At 39.1% G+C, this 23,780-nt stretch carries 22 protein-coding genes and 1 rRNA gene; 8 read left to right on the plus strand and 15 right to left on the minus strand.

The genetic code is table 11. The features are described from left to right. From DPV95_RS05920 to gmk, 6 genes are all read right to left on the minus strand, one after another. Positions 1–107 (minus strand): 16S ribosomal RNA (locus DPV95_RS05920); the annotation flags it as partial. Between the two features lie 321 nt (positions 108–428). Beyond that, complete coding sequence (gene murI / locus DPV95_RS05925) at positions 429–1,220, minus strand: glutamate racemase (RefSeq protein WP_049367042.1); 792 nt, start codon at positions 1,218–1,220, stop codon at positions 429–431. 30 nt (positions 1,221–1,250) lie between these two features. Then, the gene (gene recG, locus DPV95_RS05930) at positions 1,251–3,332 is read right to left on the minus strand and encodes an ATP-dependent DNA helicase RecG (RefSeq protein WP_049367043.1); all 2,082 of its coding nucleotides are present in this window, start codon (positions 3,330–3,332) and stop codon (positions 1,251–1,253) included. Beyond that, the gene (spoT, locus tag DPV95_RS05935; protein WP_111406800.1) at positions 3,332–5,452 is read right to left on the minus strand and encodes a bifunctional GTP diphosphokinase/guanosine-3',5'-bis pyrophosphate 3'-pyrophosphohydrolase; all 2,121 of its coding nucleotides are present in this window, start codon (positions 5,450–5,452) and stop codon (positions 3,332–3,334) included. The genes recG and spoT overlap by 1 nt, the downstream gene beginning before the upstream one ends. Before the next feature lie 75 nt (positions 5,453–5,527). Beyond that, positions 5,528–5,794 carry a DNA-directed RNA polymerase subunit omega gene (rpoZ, locus tag DPV95_RS05940; protein ID WP_049367045.1) on the minus strand — a complete coding sequence of 89 codons (267 nt, stop codon included), beginning with the start codon at positions 5,792–5,794 and terminating at the stop codon, positions 5,528–5,530. A 60-nt stretch (positions 5,795–5,854) separates the two neighbouring features. Further along, complete coding sequence (gmk, locus tag DPV95_RS05945) at positions 5,855–6,481, minus strand: guanylate kinase (protein WP_041918290.1); 627 nt, start codon at positions 6,479–6,481, stop codon at positions 5,855–5,857. Positions 6,482–6,699: 218 nt separating this feature from the next. Here gmk and gap point away from each other — a divergent pair, with 218 nt between their 5' ends. Together gap and DPV95_RS05955 are read left to right on the plus strand one after the other, a co-directional pair. After that, on the plus strand, positions 6,700–7,719 hold the full coding sequence (gene gap / locus DPV95_RS05950) for a type I glyceraldehyde-3-phosphate dehydrogenase (protein ID WP_049363694.1): 1,020 nt from the start codon (positions 6,700–6,702) through the stop codon (positions 7,717–7,719). Between the two features lie 229 nt (positions 7,720–7,948). Next, positions 7,949–9,766, plus strand: a complete 1,818-nt coding sequence (locus DPV95_RS05955) for an AMP-dependent synthetase/ligase (protein WP_049367046.1) — start codon at positions 7,949–7,951, stop codon at positions 9,764–9,766. A 48-nt stretch (positions 9,767–9,814) separates the two neighbouring features. Here DPV95_RS05955 and selD read toward each other — a convergent pair whose 3' ends face one another. The 3 genes from selD to DPV95_RS05970 all read right to left on the minus strand — a co-directional run bounded on the left by selD (position 9,815) and on the right by DPV95_RS05970 (position 13,048). After that, positions 9,815–10,852 carry a selenide, water dikinase SelD gene (gene selD / locus DPV95_RS05960; RefSeq protein ID WP_080351286.1) on the minus strand — a complete coding sequence of 346 codons (1,038 nt, stop codon included), beginning with the start codon at positions 10,850–10,852 and terminating at the stop codon, positions 9,815–9,817. A 62-nt stretch (positions 10,853–10,914) separates the two neighbouring features. After that, positions 10,915–12,183 (minus strand): HlyC/CorC family transporter, encoded by a 1,269-nt coding sequence (locus tag DPV95_RS05965; RefSeq protein WP_111406801.1) that lies wholly within the window; start codon positions 12,181–12,183, stop codon positions 10,915–10,917. A 79-nt stretch (positions 12,184–12,262) separates the two neighbouring features. Further along, a complete protein-coding gene (locus DPV95_RS05970) occupies positions 12,263–13,048 on the minus strand; it encodes a cytochrome C assembly family protein (RefSeq protein ID WP_049367049.1) in 786 nt (261 codons plus the stop codon). A gap of 139 nt (positions 13,049–13,187) precedes the next feature. Here DPV95_RS05970 and ffh point away from each other — a divergent pair, with 139 nt between their 5' ends. The 6 genes from ffh (at position 13,188) to hda (ending at position 20,468) form a co-directional block, all read left to right on the plus strand. After that, positions 13,188–14,579, plus strand: coding sequence for a signal recognition particle protein (gene ffh / locus DPV95_RS05975; RefSeq protein WP_111406802.1), 1,392 nt, complete (start codon positions 13,188–13,190; stop codon positions 14,577–14,579). A gap of 241 nt (positions 14,580–14,820) precedes the next feature. Continuing rightward, positions 14,821–17,064 (plus strand): nitric-oxide reductase large subunit, encoded by a 2,244-nt coding sequence (locus tag DPV95_RS05980; RefSeq protein ID WP_049380001.1) that lies wholly within the window; start codon positions 14,821–14,823, stop codon positions 17,062–17,064. Positions 17,065–17,247: 183 nt separating this feature from the next. Continuing rightward, positions 17,248–17,586 carry a PM0253 family protein gene (locus tag DPV95_RS05985; protein WP_005699958.1) on the plus strand — a complete coding sequence of 113 codons (339 nt, stop codon included), beginning with the start codon at positions 17,248–17,250 and terminating at the stop codon, positions 17,584–17,586. Positions 17,587–17,706: 120 nt separating this feature from the next. After that, entirely contained in the window at positions 17,707–18,333 is a 627-nt protein-coding gene (gene upp / locus DPV95_RS05990) for a uracil phosphoribosyltransferase (protein ID WP_005695610.1), read from the plus strand. Between the two features lie 120 nt (positions 18,334–18,453). Next, on the plus strand, positions 18,454–19,701 hold the full coding sequence (locus DPV95_RS05995; protein WP_005695609.1) for a nucleobase:cation symporter-2 family protein: 1,248 nt from the start codon (positions 18,454–18,456) through the stop codon (positions 19,699–19,701). Between the two features lie 71 nt (positions 19,702–19,772). After that, positions 19,773–20,468 (plus strand): DnaA regulatory inactivator Hda, encoded by a 696-nt coding sequence (gene hda / locus DPV95_RS06000; RefSeq protein ID WP_005699948.1) that lies wholly within the window; start codon positions 19,773–19,775, stop codon positions 20,466–20,468. 55 nt (positions 20,469–20,523) lie between these two features. Here hda and DPV95_RS06005 read toward each other — a convergent pair whose 3' ends face one another. From DPV95_RS06005 to DPV95_RS06030, 6 genes are all read right to left on the minus strand, one after another. After that, positions 20,524–20,829 (minus strand): hypothetical protein, encoded by a 306-nt coding sequence (locus DPV95_RS06005; protein WP_005699964.1) that lies wholly within the window; start codon positions 20,827–20,829, stop codon positions 20,524–20,526. A 3-nt stretch (positions 20,830–20,832) separates the two neighbouring features. Next, the gene (locus tag DPV95_RS06010; protein ID WP_243583159.1) at positions 20,833–21,327 is read right to left on the minus strand and encodes a DUF8095 domain-containing protein; all 495 of its coding nucleotides are present in this window, start codon (positions 21,325–21,327) and stop codon (positions 20,833–20,835) included. A 122-nt stretch (positions 21,328–21,449) separates the two neighbouring features. Further along, positions 21,450–21,848 (minus strand): SMU1112c/YaeR family gloxylase I-like metalloprotein, encoded by a 399-nt coding sequence (gene gloA2, locus DPV95_RS06015; protein WP_005699960.1) that lies wholly within the window; start codon positions 21,846–21,848, stop codon positions 21,450–21,452. Then, complete coding sequence (ccmI, locus tag DPV95_RS06020; RefSeq protein WP_111406803.1) at positions 21,848–22,765, minus strand: c-type cytochrome biogenesis protein CcmI; 918 nt, start codon at positions 22,763–22,765, stop codon at positions 21,848–21,850. Before ccmI ends, gloA2 begins: the two co-directional genes overlap by 1 nt. Beyond that, positions 22,765–23,229 carry a cytochrome c-type biogenesis protein gene (locus tag DPV95_RS06025; protein WP_005695603.1) on the minus strand — a complete coding sequence of 155 codons (465 nt, stop codon included), beginning with the start codon at positions 23,227–23,229 and terminating at the stop codon, positions 22,765–22,767. The genes ccmI and DPV95_RS06025 overlap by 1 nt, the downstream gene beginning before the upstream one ends. Further along, positions 23,229–23,774 carry a DsbE family thiol:disulfide interchange protein gene (locus tag DPV95_RS06030; RefSeq protein WP_005695602.1) on the minus strand — a complete coding sequence of 182 codons (546 nt, stop codon included), beginning with the start codon at positions 23,772–23,774 and terminating at the stop codon, positions 23,229–23,231. Before DPV95_RS06030 ends, DPV95_RS06025 begins: the two co-directional genes overlap by 1 nt. Positions 23,775–23,780: the final 6 nt, after the last annotated feature.

Raw genomic sequence — 23,780 nt, forward strand, 5'->3', positions numbered from 1 at the left:
CGCCACTCGTCATCAAAGAAGCAAGCTTCTTTATGTTACCGTTCGACTTGCATGTGTTAAGCCTGCCGCCAGCGTTCAATCTGAGCCATGATCAAACTCTTCAATTCAAGTTCAATCGCTCAATACTACTGACATAAAATGTCACTACTTAAAAAAGTATTATGAATTTCTAGTTAGCACCTATTAAGACTTCAAAATTAAAAAATATTTTTAAAACAAGTCAATCAACAAGTGCCCACACAGATTGTCTGATATATTGTTAAAGAGCAAAAAAGAACGACGCACCGGTTTTTCTTAAGATTCACAACAGCGCGTCGTTGTGTGGGGCGTATTATAGGCATTTCAGATGCCTTTGCAAGCTCTTTTTGTAAAAAAATGTAAATTTTTTTGCTGTTTGCTTACAAACGCACCAACATGACGAGAAAAAATCATTTTAACACGGTAATTCCATCAAATCCCCAAAGAGCCAACGCTTGTTCTAATTGATGTTTATTCTCTACATCTTGCGTACAAAAGACCTGATTTTTCACCTCAGATTTTGACCGCACTTCTAATTTATTAAGTAAGAACTGCAACCGCTTGGCAATCGCGAATCCTGGATCCATAAAATTCTTCACTTGAGGTAAGCAAATTTGAATTTCATCTTTAATTAAAGGGAAATGCGTACAGCCTAAACAAATCGTATCTAAATTCTCTATTGAGGCCCAGGGACTTAATTCATTTTTCAATGCAATCAAATCAACCGACTTCCCTTGGATTTTATGCTCTGCGATTTCAACCAGTTTAGTTGAGCCTAATCGTTCAACGACACAATGGACGGCAAACTGATGAATAAGATCATTAACATAAGGGCGTTTAACCGTGCCTTTTGTTGCCAACAGCCCAATATGTTTCGTTTGTGAGATTTCTGCTGCTGGCTTGATAGCTGGTACAGTTCCTACTATCGGAATAGAAAATTGCTCACGCAAAGGCGGTAGCACCACCGTACTCGCGGTATTGCAAGCAATAACAATGGCATCAAGTGGATAATCTTGGTTAATTTTTTTACAAATATCCAATGTGCGATGAATGATTGTTTCTTCCGATTTTTCTGAATAAGGAAAGCCTGCATTGTCAAAGCAATACAAATAATGGTTATCTGGCATCAGCTTTTTCGCTTCCCGATAAACGCTTAAGCCACCCATTCCTGAATCAAAGAAAAGTACCGTTGATTTATTCATTTATAAAACTCTTTCAAAAATAACCGCACTTTAGGCATTCGAATAAATTTCTCGATTATTTAGCCAACGGCGGATTAAACTTTCTGCCACATCCGGATATTTCATAATTAATGCTTTAGCATAATGTTGAACTGTTGGAATCATTTTACGATCACGCATTAAATTCGCCACCTTAAATTCAGCGATACCCGTCTGCTTGGTGCCCAACACTTCACCAGGTCCACGAATTTCTAAATCTTTTTCCGAAATCACAAAGCCATCTTGGCTATCACGTAATACCTGTAAACGTTTTTGCGACACTTTACCCAACGGCGGTTTATACATTAAGACACAAAAAGACGCCGTACTGCCACGCCCTACTCGACCACGTAACTGATGAAGTTGTGATAACCCCAAACGCTCAGCATTTTCAATGATCATTAGACTGGCATTCGGCACATCTACGCCCACTTCGATCACAGTTGTAGCCACAAGCAAATCGAGCTCTGCATTTTTAAAGGCAGCCATAATATCTTGTTTTTCTTGCGGTTTCATTCGCCCATGTACAAGGCCAATTTTAAGCATCGGCAAGGCTTTCGTTAAATCTTCCCAAATTGCCTCGGCTGCTTGCGCTTCTAGCACTTCAGACTCATCAATTAACGTACAAACCCAATAAGCCTGACGTTTTTCATTAATACAGGCATTTTTGACTCGAGCAACGATTTCATCTCGACGCTCTTCAGAAATAACCACTGTCGTAATCGGTGTTCTACCTGGAGGTAATTCATCAATAATCGACGTATCAAGATCAGCATAAACCGTCATCGCTAATGTTCTTGGGATTGGTGTTGCAGTCATGATCAGTTGGTGCGGATAAAATCCTGCTTTTTCGCCTTTTTCTCGCAACATCAAACGTTGATGCACACCAAAACGATGCTGTTCATCTATAATCACCAAGGCTAAATCCGCAAATTCCACTTCTTCTTGGAACAAAGCATGTGTGCCCACCACCATTTGTACCGCACCGGACTTAATTTTTTCCAATTCCGCTTGGCGAGCTTTTCCTTTTACCTTACCTGCTAACCAGCCTACTTCAATACCAAAAGGTTCTAACCAACGGCGGAAATTATTTGCATGCTGTTCCGCTAAAATCTCTGTTGGCGCCATTAAAGCCACTTGTTTGCCATTATCAATCGCTAATAACGCGGCTAAGGCTGCTACCAATGTTTTTCCCGAACCCACATCGCCCTGAACAAGTCGCATCATCGGATAATTTTTTGCTAAATCCTGATCAATATCTGCTACTACTCTATTTTGAGCATTCGTTGGTTGAAAAGGTAAAGAAGCTAGAAAACGTTGCTTCAAATCAGTTTGATAATGCAATGGCAACGCTAAAAACTGCTGCGTACCCAACCGCACTTTTTGCATCGCAAGATTATGAGCAAGAAGCTCTTCAAAGATAAGTCGTTGCTGTGCGGGATGTTGTCCTTTCTCCAAAATATCTAATGAGATATCTGGCGGCGGACGATGCAGAAATCGAATAGCCTCCTTTAAGCTAAAAGGATGTGGATTAAATTCATTAGGTAAAATTTCCGTTAATTGGATTTTATCGAGTAAAGCCAATGCTTGATCGGTTAGCTTACGTAATGAATTTTGTTTTAAACCTTCCGTTGTGGAATAAATAGGCGTGAGCGTTTCCTCTAAAACCAATGGCGCATTATCCCGTATGATTTGATATTCAGGATGATGAATTTCTGCCATAAAACGCCCGCGTTTAATTTCACCAAACGCTTTGACGCGCGTACCAATCTGAAAACTGTTTTTCATCCCCGCATTAAAATTGAAAAAACGGAGCATAATCTTGCTCGTTCCATCAGAAAGACTTACGGTTAAAATAGGACGGCGCCCAAAGGCAACTTCACAGGTTTGGACAACCCCTTCAATGGTGGCATATTGTTCAGGACGAAGATCAGCAATGGGTGTTATTCTCGTGCGATCTTCATAACGGATAGGTAAATGAAAAAGCAAGTCTTGGAGATTATGAATTCCAAGACGGCTTAATTTATCGGAGATTGCCGCGCCTACACCAGATAAAGTGGTTAGGGGAACGGCATCGAGAAGTTGCGTGCTCATTATGCTTCATTAATATTGCGCTTCAAACGAATCACACTGGTAATTTGTTTGATTTTTCGCATAATGTTTTCTAAATGATAGATATCTCTCGCGCCAACTTGGATAATGACTAATAGCAGATTATTCTCTAATTCTTCCGTCCAAATACTTTGAATATTACTTTCACAAGTCGCGACCGCTGTCATGAGGCTACCTAATACATTTTGTTCATTAAGCATTTCAATGTGTAATTCGGCATCAAAATTGACCGCACTTTCAGCCTCTTCCCATTTTGCCGCGGTGAAATCTTTGGCATTACCTGACGTTAAATTAGAACAAGCTTGATGATGTACAACCACACCTTTCTTCGCCGTACTTAATGCCACGATCGGATCACCCGGAATTGGATGACAACATTGAGCGAAAGACGCTTTCATTTCGCCATCTCGGCTCAATGTTAGTGTACTTTGTGTATTTTCAGACACACCATCCACATCAATTTCAATAGCTTCATCCATTAATTGATGAGCAATGACACTCGACATTTGGTTACCTACGCCGATTTCCTCAAAAAGCTCATTGAGGCTTGAGAGATTCAATTCATTTAGTAACGCTTGGATTTTCTCTTCAGAAACCTCAGAGAGATAATGTGGTTTTAGGGCCATTTCTAGCTGTTTTTTACCAGTTTGAACGGCATCATCTGCACGCAATAATTTTAAGAAATGACGAATACGAGTTCTTGCACGAGCAGTTACTACAAAGTTTAACCAGCTAACGTTTGGATGAGTATTTTCACTGGTCACAATCTCAACGGTTTGACCAGACTCTAAAGCTTGTGATAACGGATAAGGTTTATGCTCTACTACTGCCGCAACACAATGATTTCCCACATCAGAATGCACTGCATAAGCAAAATCGACAGCTATTGCGCCCATTGGTAATTCAACGATACGACCTTTCGGCGTAAAGACATAGATTTCTTTCGGGAAAAACTCAGATTTTACGTTCTCAATAAACTCAAAGGAGTTACCCACGTTTTGTTGAATATCCACTAAGCTTTGCAACCAACGTTGCGCACGTACTTGAGCGGTGGTGCTATCGTTTTTACCACCTTCTTTATACACCCAATGGGCGGTAACTCCCATTTCAGCAACCTGTTCCATTTCTTCAGTCTGAAGATGAACTTCTACGGGCACCCCATGAGGGCCAATCATTGACGTTTGCAGTGCTTGGTAGCCATTTGCACGAGGCACAGCAATATAATCTTTCACTTTACCAGGGCGAGGTTTATACAAACTATGCATTTGCCCCAACCCGCGATAGCAATCATCAACCGAATTCACAATAACGCGGAAAGCATAAATATCCATAATAGAATGGAATTTCTGATCTTTCGTGCGCATTTTTTGGTAAATTTTATAGAGATGTTTTTCACGTCCCCAAATACGATTTGTAATGCCTACATTATCAAGACGTTGTGAAATATCATTAGATATGCGTTGAATCAATTCTTGACGAGAACCACGCGCTTGTTCGACGAACTTTTTAAGTACTTCATAACGGCGGGGGTGCATAGCTTCAAAAGATAAATCTTCTAATTCATTCTTGATATGTTCGATGCCTAAACGGTGGGCTAAGGGACAGTAAATCTCTAGAGTTTCTTTTGCGATACGACGGCGTTTATCCGGACGCAATGAACCCAACGTTCGCATATTATGGGTACGGTCAGCCAGTTTGATTAAGACGACGCGAATATCTCGAGTCATCGCTAAAATCATTTTGCGGAAGTTTTCAACCTGTGCTTCTTGGCGGGTACGGAATTTCAATTTATCTAGTTTCGATACGCCGTCAACAATTTCGGCTACGCTAGCACCAAATTCATCTTTTAATTGGGATTCGGTATAAGGGGTATCTTCGATAACATCATGCAATAATGCAGCCATGATTGCTTCATGGTCTAAATGCATTTCCGCAATAATTGAAGCTACTGCAACAGGGTGAGTAATGTAAGGTTCGCCGCTTGAGCGAAATTGTCCTTCGTGAGCATCTCGCGCAATGACGAATGCACGTTTGATTAATTCAATTTTATCGGCGGGCAAATACCCCTGAATAATTCGATCTAAATCTGCAAACAATTCCAAAGGACACCTGACTTTTTGTAGAGAGAAAGACTAGGCGATCAAAATAGCTTTAATTTTGACCGCACTTTAATGAGATTATTCTGCGATTAACGCTACAGCCACTTCTTCGCTACGTTGAGAAGCTGCCGCATCTAAATACTCTTTTGCATCCATGATTTCTTGGTTGATTAACCCTTTTTCGATTTCACGTAATGCGATTACAGTTGGTTTATCGTTATCTTCCGGCACTAACGGCTCACTTTGATGTAACTCTAATTGTCTCGCACGACGAGCGGCGGTTAAAATTAAATCAAAACGGTTACCAATTTTTTCTACTGCATCTTGCACAGTCACTCGAGCCATGTTTTACTCCGATGTTAAAAATAATGTCTATAAAGGGAAAATATTGTACTCAATTCAAGCTTATTTTGCTAGTAGCTGATGAATTAAGTCCGCATTTTCTGTTTGTTGATAAGCTTTGGTCAAGCGTTCTGCCTGCAAAATGCTTTGTAAATCTGCCAATGCCTGTTCAAAATTATCATTCACAATCACGTAATCATATTCATCATAATGCGAAATTTCGCTGATTGCTTTTGACATTCGCTCAGCAATGACCTCTTTGCTATCCTGTCCGCGTCCAACCAAGCGACGCTCCAATTCTGGCAATGATGGAGGCAAAATAAAAATGCTTTTTACAGAAGGTACTTTTTGACGAATTTGCTGTGCACCTTGCCAATCAATATCTAAAAACACATCAATACCTTTAGCCAAGTTTTCTTCAATTGCTGGCAATGAAGTGCCGTAATAATTACCGCCAAACACTTTTGCATATTCTAAGAAGTGGCCTTTTTCAATTAAGGTTTCAAATTCTTCTACTGAAACAAAATAATAATGCACACCATGACTTTCGCCTGGTCGAGGTGAACGCGTTGTGTGTGAAATGGACACCATTTTTTTCGTGCCTTGATTTTTTTCTAATAACGCGGAAATTAATGATGACTTGCCCGCCCCACTCGGTGCAGAAAGAATATATAAATTACCTTGAGACATAATTGAAACCTCTTATTGTTGTTTGTTTTTATTATACAAAAAGAAAATGAAAAGTGCGGTCAAATTTTCATTTGTTTTACCAAATTGTTAAAAAGTGATCGAGATCACAAAAAAGTGGTATATACCCTTTTTTTTATCAAAATGCCCATGCTATAATCCACGAGAACTCGTTAGAGCAACGATTTTGTTTAACTTAAAAAATAGAAGGTGAAAATCTTATGGCTATTAAAATTGGTATCAACGGTTTCGGCCGTATCGGTCGTATCGTATTCCGTGCAGCACAACATCGCGATGACATCGAAGTTGTAGGTATCAACGACTTAATCGACGTTGAATACATGGCTTACATGTTGAAATACGATTCAACTCACGGTCGTTTTGACGGTACTGTTGAAGTTAAAGACGGTAACTTAGTCGTAAACGGTAAAACTATCCGTGTTACTTCTGAACGTGATCCTGCAAACCTTAACTGGGGTGCGATCGGCGTTGATGTTGCAGTTGAAGCAACAGGTTTGTTCTTAACTGATGAAACAGCACGCAAACACATCACTGCTGGTGCGAAAAAAGTCGTATTAACTGGTCCTTCTAAAGATAGCACACCAATGTTCGTACGTGGTGTAAACTTTGGTGCATACGCAGGTCAAGATATTGTGTCTAACGCTTCTTGTACTACAAACTGTTTAGCACCTTTAGCACGTGTTGTTCACGAAACTTTCGGTATCAAAGATGGTTTAATGACTACTGTTCACGCAACAACAGCGACTCAAAAAACTGTTGATGGTCCATCAGCTAAAGACTGGCGTGGTGGTCGTGGTGCATCACAAAACATCATCCCTTCATCTACCGGTGCTGCGAAAGCTGTTGGTAAAGTATTACCAGCATTAAACGGTAAATTAACTGGTATGGCGTTCCGTGTTCCTACTCCAAACGTATCTGTAGTTGACTTAACTGTAAACTTAGAAAAACCAGCAACTTACGAACAAATCAAACAAGCAATCAAAGATGCAGCTGAAGGTAAAACTTTCAACGGCGAATTAAAAGGCGTTTTAGGTTACACTGAAGATGCAGTAGTTTCTACAGACTTCAACGGTTGTGCTTTAACTTCTGTATTTGATGCTGATGCGGGTATCGCATTAACTGACTCTTTCGTTAAATTAGTATCTTGGTACGATAACGAAACTGGTTACTCAAACAAAGTATTAGACTTAGTTGCACACGTATACAACTACAAAGGCTAATCAAAATAGCTAAAAAATTAACCGCTCTTTTTAGAGCGGTTTTTTTATTTCTAATCAATTTAGATTTTCTCAATATTTTATATATTCTTTATTGCTCATTTGAATATAATAATAGAAAAATAAATATGTCTATTATTTATTCTATATTCACAAAATAATAACATTTTACTAGATTTTAAATTTATTTAGTTTATATTAGCGTACAGTTGTTCGCTCAAATAAGGCTTATATGAATTTAGAACGTCATTTCGTCAATCGAATTCGCCAGCAGGCAAAAACTCGTCAAAATGCAACCGCACTTCGCCATAAAATTAATGGCTTGTGGAAAGATATTTCGTGGAACGCATTCCAACAACAGCTTGATCAGCTTTCATTAGCTTTTCTTGCTTGCAATATTCAAGTACAAGATAAAATTGCAATTTTTGCGCACAATATGTCACGTTGGACAATCGCAGATATTGCGGCACTTCAAGTCCGAGCTATCACCGTTCCCATTTATGCAACCAATACGGCACAACAGGCAGAATTTATTTTAAATCATGCCGATGTCAAAATTCTGTTTGTTGGCGATCAAGAACAATATGATCAAGCGTTAGAAATTGCACATCAGTGTCCACAATTACAAAAAATTGTGGCCATGAAAGAAAAAATTCAACTGACAGAAACTACCCTTTCCTACCATTGGGACGATTTAATTCAATTAGGTACAGCAGAATTTCAGGCTGAATTTGAAACTCGCTTAGCAAATAAAACGATGGATGATTTATTCACGATCATCTACACCTCAGGTACAACAGGTGAACCGAAAGGCGTAATGCTCGATTACAGTAACTTAGCACATCAACTTGAAGCCCATGATATTGCATTAGATGTTAATCAAGATGAGGTTTCACTTTCTTTTTTACCATTTAGCCACATTTTTGAGCGTGCTTGGGTTGCCTATGTGTTACATCGCGGAGCAATTCTTTGTTATCTCGAAGACACCAATCAAGTACGTGAAGCATTAACAGAAGTGCGCCCAACCTTTATGTGTGCCGTACCGCGTTTCTATGAAAAAATTTATTCTGCTGTGCTTGATAAAGTCCAAAAAGCCCCTTTTATTCGTCAGATGATTTTCCACTGGGCAATTGCAGTGGGACAAAAACGTTTTGATCTTCTCTCTCAAAATAAAAAAGTCCCATTCTTCTTGCAAAAACGCTATGCGCTTGCCGATAAACTAGTACTTTCTAAACTGCGTTCATTGTTAGGTGGACGAATTAAAATGATGCCTTGCGGTGGCGCAAAATTAGAACCAAGCATTGGGCTTTTCTTCCATAGCATTGGGATTAATATCAAACTCGGTTATGGCATGACTGAAACTACAGCTACTGTTTCGTGCTGGGATGATCACCATTTTAATCCGAATTCTATTGGTAAATTAATGCCAAATGCCGAAGTTAAAATTGGTGAAAATAACGAGATTCTAGTGCGTGGTGGCATGGTAATGAAAGGCTACTATAAAAAACCTGAAGAAACGGCTCAAGCCTTCACTGAAGATGGTTTCTTGAAAACGGGAGATGCCGGTGAATTTGATGCTGAAGGTAATTTATTTATTACCGATCGCATTAAAGAATTGATGAAAACCTCTAACGGAAAATACATTGCACCACAATATATCGAAGGTAAAATTGGCAAAGATAAATTTATCGAACAAATTGCGATTATTGCTGATGCAAAAAAATATGTATCAGCGTTGATCGTACCTTGTTTTGATAGCGTAGAAGAATATGCGAAAAAACTGAATATTAAGTATCAAGATCGCATAGAATTACTCAAACACTCTGACATTATCAAAATGTTTGAGCAGCGTATCGAAAGTCTTCAAAAAGAACTGGCACACTTTGAGCAAGTGAAGAAATTTACGCTACTCTCTCAGGCATTTAGCGTAAAACTTGGTGAAATCACCCCTACGCTCAAATTACGCCGAAAAGTGATTATGGAACGTTATCATCATATTATTGATTCGATGTATTCCAACAATAAAGAGAACAAGGAAAATAAAGAATAAAAAAAGTGCGGTGAATTTCATCACACTTTTTATTTTAACGAAAATGATTTATTCGACTTCTACCAGCACACCTTCTTGGTGAGGTTTCAATACGCCAACCTCGCTAAGCTCGATACCGGCTTTTTTCGCAATCTCTAAGATTTCCGCTTCACTTTCAGGTTTAACCGCAATCAACAAGCCACCTGAGGTTTGAGGATCGCACAGTACTGCCTTTTGATAATCCGTAAGAGGGCCGATTTTATGCCCATAGCTTTCAAAGTTACGGTTGGTTCCACCTGGTACACAACCTTCAGCAATATAATCTGCTACGCCATCTAATAATTTGATTTTATCAAAATGCACAACCGCATTAAGATTTGAGCCTTCACAGATTTCAGCTAAGTGTCCTAATAAACCAAAGCCAGTGACATCTGTCATAGCAGTTACACCTGCAACTTCCGCAAATTGGCTACCAATCAGGTTCATTTGACACATGGCTGCCGTTGCTAAGCCTTGATGTTCTGGTTTTAACTTACCTTTTTTCTCAGCAGTAGTCAGCACACCGATACCTAATGGTTTGGTTAAATAAAGCTTACAATTTGCTTCTGCTGAGGCATTACGTTTTACACATTCGGTTGCAATAACGCCCGTTACAGCTAAACCAAAAATGGGTTCTGGCGCATCAATCGAGTGTCCTCCAGCAAGGGAAATTCCCGCTTGATGACAAGCAAAACGGCCACCATCAACAATCTTCTGTGCCACTTCTGCCGGTAATTTATTAATCGGGAAACCTAAAATAGCAATCGCCATAATTGGTTTACCACCCATTGCGAAAATATCGCTAATGGCATTGGTCGCCGCAATGCGACCAAAATCAAAAGGATCGTCCACAATAGGCATGAAGAAATCCGTAGTACTGATAATTGCAGTACCATTACCAAGATCATAAACCGCTGCGTCATCCGCTGTTTCGTTCCCAACCAATAAATTAGGGTCGGTAAATTTTTCGATTTCTGTCTGTAAAATTGTCCCTAACACCTTAGGCGAAATTTTACAGCCTCAACCTGCGCCGTGGCTATATTGTGTTAAACGAATCTCATCCGTCATGCTAAATCCTTACTAAAATCACATACCTTTTCAGCTAAAAGTGCAGTCAGAAAATCTGGCGTTTATGACGCCAACTTCTCCACTTTCGCTTGTTTAATCATATTATCGCTGACTTCCAAAATCGTAATTTTCAAGCCATCAATTTCACAAACGGTTCCTTCATCAGGAATATCTTCAAGATGCTCGAGAATCAAACCATTAAAGGTGCGTGCATCTTCTGTATCTAATTCCCAACTAAACATTTTATTCAAATCACGAAGATTTGCCGAGCCTTCAATAATCATCGAACCATCAGATTGCTGAACGACTTCTTGTTCAATAGTCGGTGCAGTAGTGGTTGTAAAATCACCCACAATTTCTTCTAAAATATCTTCAAGCGTGACTAATCCTTTAATATCGCCATATTCGTCCACCACTAAACCGATACGTTCTTTTTTCGTACGGAAATTCGCTAATTGTGTTTTCAGCGGTGTCCCTTCTGGAATGAAGTACACTTCATCAACTGCACGTAATAAGGTTTCTTTGGTGAATTCATTTTTTTCTAATAACAAACGAAACGCCTCACGCACACGCAAAATCCCTAATACTTGCTCATCAAGGCTGCCTTTATACAACACAATCCGGTTGTGTGGTGCATGATTAAGCTGGCGCATAATCGCTTTCCAATCATCATCAATATCAATCCCTGCTATTTCATTACGTGGCACCATGATATCGTCAACAGTCACCGTTTCCATATCTAAAATAGAGAGCAACATTTGTGGATGCTGTTCATCCGGTGTAGCCTCACCTGCTTCCGATACAATACTACGAAGTTCTTCACGGCTAATCACTTGTTTTTGCATATCGGGTTTTAAACCCACCATTCGCATTAATGTCTTCGTGAAAATATTCATTAACCAAACTAACGGATAAAATATTTTTAATAGCAAGACCAAGATATGACTTGAAAATAATCCCACCTTTTCAGGGTGCATTGCCGCGACGGTTTTAGGGAAAATTTCAGAAAAAACAAGCATCACAAAGGTTAATAAACCTGTTGCAATAGCCACACCCGCATCGCCATATAAACGCATACCAATCATGGTTGCAATAGCTGAGGCACTGATGTTAACAAGGTTATTAAAGATCAGAATAAAACTTAACAAGGTATCCGGCTTTTCAAGCAGTTTTTCTGCTTTTTGCGCGCCTTTATTGCCTTGTTCCGCCATAAAACGAAGGCGATATTTATTAAGAGAGAGTAATCCGGTTTCTGAGCCGGAAAAATAGGCTGATAAAACTAAACAAATAATAAGTGTAATAAATAAAGTACTAAGGGGGATATTGTCCAAGGGTAAATCCTTTTGTTCGTTAATCAACAAAAAGTGCGGTCATTTTTCACCGCACTTTTTACCTGTTCTTTGATTTTGATTAAATCAAACGACTACCAAAATAGCCAATAGTGAGCAGGATGATACCTGAAATTGCGTAAATAATCATCCTTTTTCCTCGCCAGCCCAATCGCCAATGACCAAAACAAGCAATACCAAAACTAATCCAAGCGAGGAAAGAGAAAATCGCTTTGTGTAGATTTTCTGGAGTCACCGCTTGTAATACATGATAAGTACCCGAAATTAAAGTCAGCGTGAGTAAACCTTCTCCCATCGCAAATAAACAGAAGAAATGACGTTCTACCGCCATTAATGGTGGAGTTGCGGGTGAGAATTGAATTTTACGCTTTTTTAAATTGCGATCTAACCAGACTAACTGAATCACATAAAGCGTTGCAATAAAACAAACCGCATAGGTAAAAAGCGACAAGCCGATATGGAACAACATCAATGTATTTTGATTAAGCATTTGGATGATGTGGCTTGATAAGAATGTCGCAAAGATCAAGCTAATGATCGAAAACGCATACACGATCGGTAAAACAAACCACATTGTGGAAACGAGGAACATTGAAAGTGTCGCCAATGCGGCAATAATTACGCTCATTAAAGAAGCGATTTCCATCAGCCTAAAAGTTTGCCCAGAAGCAAGATCTTCTAACAGAGGGAACGTGCTGACTGCGTGCAGAACAATCGCTGCAAGTGCGGTCAGAAAAAATGGGATTTTACTTTGACTCAACTTCCCTTCTGATGAGTTCATCAAAAATGGGGCGATCAACAATAAACTAAGAATGTAAAAAATAATCGAAAAAAGGGCAAACCACATAATGCGTTCTCTTGACTAGGAATTATTCTTATTTTAACGGATCTTTTCTCTAGATCGCCATAATTTTATTTGAAATGATGAAAAACGCCCAAATTTCGGTATAATCACGGCAATTTTTTAAGAAAAAACAGGATTTAAAATGTTTGAGAATTTATCAGATCGCCTTTCCAAAACGCTACGCAACATTAGCGGTAAAGGTCGCTTAACTGAAGATAATATTAAAGAAACCCTACGCGAAGTGCGCATGGCGTTATTAGAAGCCGACGTTGCTTTGCCTGTCGTACGTGAATTTATCGCCAAAGTAAAAGAAAGCGCATTAGGCGAAGAAGTTAATAAAAGCTTAACACCTGGCCAAGAGTTCTTAAAAATCGTTCAGCGTGAACTCGAAAAAGCCATGGGTGAAGCTAATGAAAGCTTAAACCTTGCTACACAGCCACCCGCAGTTATTTTAATGGCGGGTTTACAAGGTGCGGGTAAAACCACTAGCGTGGGTAAATTAGCAAAATTCTTACGCGAGCGTCATAAAAAGAAAGTGCTTGTAGTCTCTGCCGACGTATATCGTCCTGCTGCGATCAAACAGCTTGAAACCTTAGCACAATCTGTTGGCGTGGACTTTTTCCCGTCTGATGTCAAACAAAAACCGGTAGAGATTGCAAAAGCGGCACTTGCTGACGCGAAACTCAAATTCTACGATGTATTAATCGTGGATACCGCGGGTCGCTTACACGTTGATAGCGAGATGATGGATGAAATCAAGCAAGTTCATGCGACATTAAATCCAATTGAAACGCTTTTCACCGTTGATGCAATGACCGGTCAAGATGCGGCAAATACAGCTAAAGCTTTCAATGAAGCCTTGCCACTTACCGGGGTTGTCTTAACCAAAGTAGATGGTGATGCACGTGGCGGTGCGGCTTTATCTATTCGTCAAATCACGGGCAAACCGATTAAATTCCTTGGTGTGGGCGAAAAAACAGAAGCCCTCGAGCCATTCCATCCTGATCGCGTAGCATCGCGTATTTTAGGCATGGGCGATGTACTTTCTCTTATCGAAGATCTGGAACGTTCAGTGGATCGCGAAAAAGCGGAAAAAATGGCACAGAAATTCAAGAAAGGTGATGATTTCACCCTAGACGATTTCCGTGAACAACTCCGTGAGATGAAAAAAATGGGCGGCATGATGTCAATGCTTGAAAAATTACCGGGTGCGAAAAACTTACCGGATCATATCAAAAATCAAGTAGATGACAAAATGTTTATCAAGATGGAAGCCATCATTAATTCCATGACCTTAAAAGAACGTGCAAATCCAGACATTATCAAAGGCTCTCGTCGTCGTCGTATTGCATTAGGTTCTGGTACACAAGTTCAAGATGTAAATAAGTTGCTAAAACAATTTGACGAAATGCAACGTATGATGAAGAAAATGCGCAAAGGCGGAATGGCGAAGATGATGCGCGGTATGCAAGGCTTAATGGGCGGAGGCGGCTTAGGTGGCCTTGGCGGTTTAGGCGGCATGTTTAAACGTTAATCCCCTCGTCAAATTAAGTGCGGTCAAAAATCGATAGGTTTTTGACCTTATTTCTTATCTTTTCAGTCAGCATTTCCTATCTCCTTATTAAATTACTCAGTTTTGGGTAATATTTTCATCAATTGATAGTCGATATAATTGCTCAAGTATTTTACTTAGCGTAAAATCTAACCTTGATGGTTATTTTCGGAATAACTAACCATCAGGGCATCGTATTTTCTAATAATCTAGGAGTGATAAAATGGGACAGTATAAAAAGTTCTGGTACCTATTAGTCGCCGTATTGATTGGAGCCTTCTCCATCCTCGGTTACTATGGGTTCGAAGTTTATCGTGAAGCACCACCTATTCCGCAACAATATGTTTCTGAATCTGGCGAAAAAGTGATTACTCACGATGATATTTTACATGGTCAAACAGCTTGGCAAACCACTGGCGGTATGCAAGTGGGCTCTGTTTGGGGTCATGGTGCGTACCAAGCGCCTGACTGGACTGCAGATTGGCTTCACCGTGAATTAACTAATTGGTTGGACATTACTGCTAATCAAGAGTTCGGTAAAAACTTTGCTGATTTAAATGATGAACAACAAACGTTATTAAAAGCACGTTTAACCAAAGAATATCGAGGTAGTAAAGTTGAAAACGGCACTGTTGTGCTTTCTAATACCCGTTTAGCGGCAATGGAAAAAACAGCACAATACTATATCTCTTTATACGGTGATGATCCTGCAACTAAAGTGACTCGTGAACACTTTGCGATGAAGGATAACACCCTTCCTGATTTACAAGCTCGTAAAGACTTAGCTAAATTCTTCTTCTGGACAGCATGGACTGCATCAGCTGAACGTCCAAATACTCACGCAAGTTACACCAACAACTGGCCACATGAGCCATTAATTAATAACGTGCCAACTCCAGAAAACGTGATTTGGTCTATCGCTAGTGTGGTATTCCTCATTGCTGGTATTGGTTTTGTGGTATGGATTTGGTCATTCAAAAAACGTGAAGATGAAAAAGAACCACCAATGCCTGAGTTCGATCCACTCACAAAATTACAACTTACTCCTTCTCAACGTGCGTTAGGTAAATACCTCTTTACTGTGCTTGCTCTTTTCGTATTGCAAGTCACATTAGGTGCGGTTGTAGCACACTATACGGTTGAAGGTCAGGAATTCTATGGTATTGATATTTCTCAATACTTCCCATATTCATTAGTGCGTACATGGCATATTCAAGCTGCCTTATTCTGGATTGCAATGGCATTCTTAGCTGGTGGTTTATTCCTTGCACCAATCATTAATGGCGGTAAAGATCCGAAATTCCAAAAATTGGGTGTGGATGTTCTCTACTGGGCATTAGTGGTATTAGTCGTTGGTTCATTCACTGGTAGCTACTTAGCAATTGCGCATATTCTCCCTGAAGAATGGAGCTTCATGTTCGGCCACCAAGGCTATGAATTCATTGACTTAGGTCGTTTCTGGCAAGCAGTGAAATTCGCAGGCATCTTATTCTGGTTAGTTTTAATGCTTCGCGGTACAGTGAATGCATTCAAACAACCTGGTGATAAAAACTTATTGGCATTATTCTTCGCCTCAGTAATTGCGATCGGTTTATTCTATGGCCCAGCATTATTCTATGGTGAGCACACTCACATTTCTGTGATGGAATACTGGCGTTGGTGGGTAGTTCACCTATGGGTAGAAGGCTTCTTTGAAGTATTCTCTGTAGCGGCACTGTCATTCATCTTCGTAAGTTTAGGTTTAGTTTCACGTCGTACTGCAACTGTGGCAACCATTACTGAAGCGGCGTTATTCTTAATCGGTGGTATCCCTGGTACTTTCCACCACTTATACTTCGCAGGTGCAACCACTCCAATTATTGCTGTAGGTGCATCATTCTCTGCACTTGAAGTGGTACCTTTAGTGTTACTAGGTCATGAAGCTTGGGAACACTGGGCGATGCAACAAAAAACACCTTGGATGGAACGCTTAAAATGGCCTCTTTACTGCTTCGTAGCCGTAGCGTTCTGGAATATGTTAGGTGCTGGCGTATTTGGTTTCTTAATCAATCCACCAATTTCACTTTACTATATCCAAGGCTTGAACACGACTGCTGTTCATGCTCACGCTGCATTATTCGGTGTGTATGGTTTCTTAGCGTTAGGTTTCGTATTCTTAATCGCTCGTTATTTACGTCCAGATACACCATTTAACGATAAGTTAATGAAATGGGGCTTCTGGCTATTAAATGGCGGTTTAGTATTAATGATCGTATCAAGCTTACTACCAATCGGTATTATTCAAGGGTATGCTAGTATCTCTGAAGGCTTATGGTATGCACGTAGTGAAGAATTTATGCAACAACCTCTATTCGATACCCTACGTTGGGTTCGTTTCGGTGGCGACGTTGTCTTCATCTTCGGTGCTCTCGCTTTCTTCTGGCAAATCTTTACGATGATTTTCTTTAAACCGAAAAAAGCAGCATAATTTAATTTATTATTATGCAAAAGCGGCTAAGCAATTAGCCGCTTTTTTATTTGTGAAAAATTAGTTAAATTTCTAACCGCACTTTGATCTTCATCAAATCATTTACCTTCTTTTAAGTATGATTAAATTCGTCTTTAGATCTATACTTTCTCTACTTTTCAACTTTTCTTATAACATTTCAACATGAGTGACAATCCATTCAACGCGAATTGGTCATCAAAGGGCAATACGCTATGTCTAGGTCATTGGGATATTAGTTATCTCGGTTTACCTGTGGTACTGCCAATTGAACGTCGAGATAAAGATATGGGAACAAATAATATTTATAATTTCATGGATCCCGAAGATGAACTTTATCGAGAAGGCTTAATGGAAGATGATTGGATTGTGGAAAATATCGATTGGCTTTCCGATGTCTTTATTGAGCATAATATTCCCTTAGAAGAAGAAACCATGAGAGCATTTTATCAAGCAGTGAATAAGGAAGATTGGCGCTGTGGGAGCTGTGGTGGATGTATTTAATAGCAAAGTGCGGTCAATTTTATCCTTGTTTTTATACCGAACTGTCATAATAAAAATACTAGGAAATTCAATATTTCTGATATAGAATTCTCCGATTTGTTTTTTAAAAGGGAGAAAAGAATGAAACTTGTTGAAGTTAAACATCCGCTTGTTAAACATAAATTAGGCGTGATGCGCGAAGCTGATATTGATACCAAAAAATTCCGTGAACTCGCCACTGAAGTAGGTAGCTTACTCACCTATGAAGCCACTGCCGACCTTGAAACAGAAAAAGTGATTATTGAAGGTTGGAATGGCCCAGTTGAAATTGAACGTATCAAAGGTAAAAAAGTCACTGTTGTGCCAATTTTACGTGCGGGGCTTGGTATGATGGATGGGGTGTTAGAGCATGTTCCAAGCGCTCGTATCAGTGTAGTAGGGATTTATCGTAATGAAGAAACCCTTGAACCCGTCCCTTATTTCCAAAAACTAGCCAGTGACTTAGAAGAACGTTTAGCTATCGTTGTGGATCCAATGCTCGCAACAGGTGGTTCAATGATCTCTACAATTGATCTGTTAAAAGCAAAAGGTTGCCAACATATCAAAGTATTAGTGTTAGTGGCAGCGCCAGAAGGTATTAAAGCATTAGAAAAAGCACATCCGGATATCGAGCTTTATTGTGCATCTATTGATGATCACTTAAATGAACAAGGCTACATCATTCCAGGCTTGGGGGATGCTGGCGATAAGATTTTTGGGACGAAATAATTCCCTTTTAATAAGACGGCATTTATAGCCGTCTTTTTTCCGTGCGTGAAAACACAAAAGCTAAAAAAGCATAAAAACCGACCGCACTTTCAGTTAATTCAAACCGAGAGTTGAAACTAAATGAGTAATCAAACGACAACCGCACCTGTTGAGGTGCAAAGCATGGGCAAACAAGCGTTTGTCGGTTTACAGATGTTATTTGTGGCCTTTGGCGCCTTAGTATTAGTTCCCTTAATCACCGGATTAAATTCTAATACAGCCCTTCTAACCGCGGGTATTGGTACGCTACTTTTCCAACTTTGTACCGGTAAACAGGTTCCTATTTTCTTAGCCTCCTCTTTTGCCTTTATTGCGCCTATTCAATATGGCGTACAAACTTGGGGTATTCCAACCACAATGGGTGGACTTGCTTGCGCAGGTTTCGTCTATTTCGCACTGTCAACCTTAGTGAAATTACGCGGCAGTGCTGCACTCGAACGAATCTTCCCGCCTGTTGTTGTGGGGCCCGTAATTATCATTATTGGTATGGGACTTGCACCAGTTGCTGTTGATATGGCATTAGGTAAAAACAGTGCATATAGCTATGAGCATTCGGTATTGGTTTCGATGATTACCTTGGTCACCACCCTTTCTGTTGCGGTATTTGCCAAAGGCATGATGAAACTGATTCCAATTATGTTTGGTATTGTTGCTGGCTATGTGGTTTGTTTATTCCTAGGGTTAATTAATTTCCAACCTGTTCTAGACGCAAAATGGTTTGAATTACCTCAATTAACCAAACCAGAATTTAATTTAGAAGCCATTCTTTATATGCTACCCATTGCTATCGCACCAGCCGTTGAACACGTTGGTGGTATTATGGCAATCAGTTCTGTAACAGGTAAAGATTTCCTTAAAAAACCAGGCTTACATCGCACCTTATTAGGCGATGGTGTCGCAACGGCTGCAGCTTCATTAGTAGGTGGTCCACCAAATACCACTTATGCCGAAGTAACCGGTGCAGTCATGCTCACTCGTAACTTCAACCCTAATATTATGACTTGGGCAGCGGTATGGGCAATTGCAATTTCCTTCTGTGGTAAAGTAGGTGCATTCCTCTCGACTATTCCAACTATCGTAATGGGGGGCATTATGATGTTGGTATTCGGTTCGATTGCCGTTGTTGGGATGAGTACCTTAATTAAAGGCAAAGTAGATGTAACCGAACCTCGTAACCTTTGCATTATTTCTGTAGTTATGACGTTCGGGATTGGTAATATGTTTGTCAACGTCGGCGATGTTGTTTCCCTAAAAGGGATTAGCCTTTGTGCCATCGTTGCCATTGTACTGAACTTGATTTTGCCAAAAGCAAAAAATGAAGTAGAATAAAACTTCCCAAACAAAAGGGTTAAATGAACATTTAGCCCTTTCTTTTTTATTTTAAATCAACTCATTAATCCGTGAATCAGCAACTTTCTTTACCTATTCATCAAATTGATGATGAAACGCTTGAGAATTTTTATAGCGATAATAATGCATTATTGCTCAATTCTTTACGCCAAAACATGGCTGATTTACAACAACAATTCTTCTACCTTTGGGGAAACCAAAGCGTCGGAAAAACTCATCTTCTACGCGCACTCTGTAATGAATATATCCAGCAACAACGGGGCGCCATTTATGTTCCATTGAGCAAATCACAATATTTTTCCACGGCAGTTTTTGAGAATTTAGAACAGCAAGAATTAGTTTGTTTAGATGATTTGCAAACAATTATTGGAAATTCAGAATGGGAAATTGCCTTATTTGATCTCTTTAATTGTATTAAGGCTAATGGCAAAACCTTATTAGTTGTCAGTGCAGATCAATCTCCAACGGCTCTCCCTGTTAAATTACCAGATCTTTCTTCTCGCTTAAAATGGGGAGAAATTTATCAATTGATTCCACTCAGTGATGAACAAAAGTTTGCTTTATTGAAACAGAATGCTCATCAAAGAGGCATTACACTTTCAGATGATACTGCCAATTTTATATTTACTCGTTTAGATCGTGATATGGCAACATTAAAAGAGGCATTAGTGAAACTCGATAAAGCTTCACTACAAGCTAAACGAAATCTGACCATTCCATTTGTGAAATCCATTTTAAACTTATAGAAAGATAAAAAATAACCGCACTTTTTTCTAGTACGGTTATTTGTTATCAATTTAATTACCAACAATAATGGCAATAACCAAATGCAGGCATAATGGCCACAGGATATCGAGGATAGCGGGAATACCCAGTCATTTTTGGGCGATAATCGCTAGCATTCATTTCATTTGGAATACTGTCTCTTTGTGCAACTTCCGCTTTTTCTCGAGCACTTACCGTATTGCCACTTATTACTCGAGCATTATAATCTTGCACCGTATTCATATCATACGCAGCGACGCCATTCCCTATTGTTGAAGCCTCCTGAGGTGCGGTACAAGCCGTTAAAATAGTTAACACTGCGATAGAAATTAATTTCTTCATATTTTACCTCTTATTACAAACCACTTTATTGAGTGTATCTCTACCCTCTTTTATCCGCTCATTGGCTTTTCTTCTTACATTAGAATCTTCATGTTTCTCAATATATTTTGCTACCTTTGCATTCTTTACTGCATAAACAGGTACATATTGTGAATTTTTGGTTTCACCTTTTTTATAAATCGTTGCGCCTAAAATACTACCATAATATTCACTAGCATCATTCGGCTTCATATAATAACTACTAGAATTGGTTACGTCTACACCGTCATCACTTTTAAACCCACTACAAATTCCAGCTGGTGAAACGAAAGTTGTTTTTGAAGCAGCTATTTCATTAAATTTATATACTTCAAATTCAATACTATTAGCAAGTTCTTCCATATCTCTTTCTGATTTAGGATCTAAACTTCTCTTACCTCTTCCACCAATATATTTCACAGTTTCAGTAACATTACTCTCGGAAACATTCACTGAAACATGATTTTCAGATGTTTTCATCTTTGTTGCATATACAACACTGTTGCTTTCTGATAAAGCAACTGATGATGCAAACAAACAAAATAAATGAATACCAATTTTTTTTCTTAATATGACTCATAATACTAATGTGATTCCCTAAGCTAATAATTGTTCTCGTATAATTCAATCGGTAAATAATCCGGGTCTCGGAAGAAAGTGTACTTCATTCCAGTTGATTCATCAACCCGAATTGGCTCACAAGAGATGCCTTTCTTTAGAATATAAGCAACATACTCATCAATATTATCGACTTTAAATGCCAAATGTCGTAAACCACGGGCTTCAGGGTTTGTGACTCTTTGAGGCGGATTCGGAAATGAAAACAACTCGATTTGGCTCCCATCAGGAAAACTTAAATCTAATTTATAACTATCTCGTTCTGCACGATAAGTTTCGTTTAACTGTTTCGCCCCTAAAATCTCCATATAAAAATGCTTCGAACGTGCATAGTTCGAAGCAATAATTGCAATATGGTGAAAACCTAATAATTGAGGTTTCATTATTTCTCCGGTGTGACACTTTTTGCTTTTTCTTCTTCCTGTAAAGCAAGGGCATCACGTGCAGCACGAATACTCTTTTCAAGCATTGGCACGCGAGGATCATCTGGTTCCAATAAACGTAGCATCATTGCCCAAGTGACAGCTGCCATTTTATAATCCTCACCTTCAAAATAACTGAAAGCAAGTAAACTTAATGCTTCAGGATTAGAATGATCTTGACGAATAATCTCACGTAAAAGCTGATTACCTTTCAGTTTATCCGTTTGATCTTCAGAAGACATTAACATACGCGCATAAGAAAGCTTATAATCTAAATTATCCGGCTCAAGTTTATTCGCTTGTTGGTAACTATCAAAGGCTAATTTTCCATTACCTAAATTCATTCCTACCTGACCAAGCAACCACCATTTTTTAGCATCCTTTGGTGTTTTTTGTAAATCCAAACGAAGTGCGGTCGAAAATTGTTGCATTTCTGCATCCGTCATTGGGTTTGTGTCTTCTTCTTTGATTCGTTCAAAGAAATAAGGTAATTTTGCCAATGTTTTTTCCATCATATCTTCGGCTTTCCAAGATCCCAAAGGGAAATAAGCCCCACCGGCAATAATGGTCAAACCTAATAAACCAGAAACAAACCACAACTTACCGTAATTTTTGGCATTTTTATCGATGGTTTGGGTCTCTTGTTGAGGAATATCTTCCAATAATGTTTTTTGTAGCTCTTGTTTAAGTTGTTCAACGTTCTCTACTAAACCTTGCTGATTATCTTGCTCAATCTCTTTTAAGCGAGAAAAATACAATGCTTTATTTAATTCATCACGCTTTTTGTCTTCTTTCGCTTTAACTGAACGCAACAACGGATAAAAACAAATCAATGCCACGACTAAAGTAAGCGCAATAATACTTAATGCAAAATTCATTATTTATCCTTTTCTTTGAGTAAAGCCGATAAACGTGCATTCTCTTCATCATCTAAAATTACGTCAGAATTGACCGCACTTGGGCTTTTGGATTTACGTTTAAATACAAATAAAATGCCAATCAACACTAACAAAATTGGGGCAATCCATAATACGATTGTTGACGTCGTCATTGGTGGATCATAAGTCACGAAATTGCCATAGCGTTGGATCATATAATCCACCACTTCATTTCGATTTTTACCTTCTTGTAACAGCTCAAACACTTTACCACGCATATCTACTGCAATGGTTGCATTCGAATCGGCAATATTGTTATTTTGACATTGAGGACAACGCAATTCTTGTGTTAATTGATGATAGTCCTTTTCTTGCTCTGGTGAAGCAAAATTCAATGCATCAATAGAAGCAGCCGCCGAGATACTCACCAAAAGTGCGGTTAAAAAAAGCCATGATTTTTTCATTATGGTTTCTCCGCGAGTTTGTCATAAATCGGTTTTAAGGTCTCATTCCAAACGCGTTCATTTACATCACCCGCTAAGCGATAATGAATCACACCTTTACCATCCACGATAAATGTTTCCGGTGCGCCATAAACACCCAAATCTAATGCAAAAGAACCTTTTTCATCTTTAAGCACAAGACTATAAGGATTGCCTAAATCTTTTAGCCATTTTACAGCTTTTGGTGATTCATCTTTATAGTCGATACCAATGATTGTTACACCTTGTTTAGCCAATTGATTCAAGTATTGATGCTCTGCATAACAAGTTGGACACCAAGTTGCCCACACATTTAATAGAATCGGTTTGCCTTGTTGGAAAATTTCATTACCGTAGGTTTTATTTTCCAATAAATCCGTTAATGTTTTCTGTGGCACAGGTTTTCCCACAAGCGCAGATTCTAACGCTTTTGGATCATCACCTTGTGCGTTACGTCCTAATTGAACTAAAAAAGCTGCCGCCACGGCAAGAAAAATAATAAGTGGGATAAGTAGTTTTTTATTCATAACACG

This window comes from Haemophilus parainfluenzae, from assembly GCF_003252755.1.
In the GTDB taxonomy this organism is placed as follows: Bacteria; Pseudomonadota; Gammaproteobacteria; order Enterobacterales; family Pasteurellaceae; genus Haemophilus_D; species Haemophilus_D parainfluenzae_N.

Excerpts from the sequence above, each read along its gene's own strand:
- gloA2 (WP_005699960.1), bottom strand. The coding sequence starts at position 21,848 with ATGAAACCTCAATTATTAGGTTTTCACCATATTGCAATTATTGCTTCG.
- upp (WP_005695610.1), top strand. The coding sequence starts at position 17,707 with ATGAAACTTGTTGAAGTTAAACATCCGCTTGTTAAACATAAATTAGGC.
- rpoZ (WP_049367045.1), bottom strand. The coding sequence starts at position 5,794 with ATGGCTCGAGTGACTGTGCAAGATGCAGTAGAAAAAATTGGTAACCGT.
- murI (WP_049367042.1), bottom strand. The coding sequence starts at position 1,220 with ATGAATAAATCAACGGTACTTTTCTTTGATTCAGGAATGGGTGGCTTA.
- gmk (WP_041918290.1), bottom strand. The coding sequence starts at position 6,481 with ATGTCTCAAGGTAATTTATATATTCTTTCTGCACCGAGTGGGGCGGGC.
- ccmI (WP_111406803.1), bottom strand. The coding sequence starts at position 22,765 with ATGAATTTTGCATTAAGTATTATTGCGCTTACTTTAGTCGTGGCATTG.
- DPV95_RS05985 (WP_005699958.1), top strand. The coding sequence starts at position 17,248 with ATGAGTGACAATCCATTCAACGCGAATTGGTCATCAAAGGGCAATACG.
- DPV95_RS06030 (WP_005695602.1), bottom strand. The coding sequence starts at position 23,774 with ATGAATAAAAAACTACTTATCCCACTTATTATTTTTCTTGCCGTGGCG.
- DPV95_RS05955 (WP_049367046.1), top strand. The coding sequence starts at position 7,949 with ATGAATTTAGAACGTCATTTCGTCAATCGAATTCGCCAGCAGGCAAAA.
- DPV95_RS06010 (WP_243583159.1), bottom strand. The coding sequence starts at position 21,327 with ATGAAAACATCTGAAAATCATGTTTCAGTGAATGTTTCCGAGAGTAAT.
- gap (WP_049363694.1), top strand. The coding sequence starts at position 6,700 with ATGGCTATTAAAATTGGTATCAACGGTTTCGGCCGTATCGGTCGTATC.
- DPV95_RS05995 (WP_005695609.1), top strand. The coding sequence starts at position 18,454 with ATGAGTAATCAAACGACAACCGCACCTGTTGAGGTGCAAAGCATGGGC.
- DPV95_RS05980 (WP_049380001.1), top strand. The coding sequence starts at position 14,821 with ATGGGACAGTATAAAAAGTTCTGGTACCTATTAGTCGCCGTATTGATT.
- ffh (WP_111406802.1), top strand. The coding sequence starts at position 13,188 with ATGTTTGAGAATTTATCAGATCGCCTTTCCAAAACGCTACGCAACATT.
- recG (WP_049367043.1), bottom strand. The coding sequence starts at position 3,332 with ATGAGCACGCAACTTCTCGATGCCGTTCCCCTAACCACTTTATCTGGT.
- DPV95_RS06025 (WP_005695603.1), bottom strand. The coding sequence starts at position 23,229 with ATGAAAAAATCATGGCTTTTTTTAACCGCACTTTTGGTGAGTATCTCG.
- DPV95_RS05970 (WP_049367049.1), bottom strand. The coding sequence starts at position 13,048 with ATGTGGTTTGCCCTTTTTTCGATTATTTTTTACATTCTTAGTTTATTG.
- DPV95_RS06005 (WP_005699964.1), bottom strand. The coding sequence starts at position 20,829 with ATGAAGAAATTAATTTCTATCGCAGTGTTAACTATTTTAACGGCTTGT.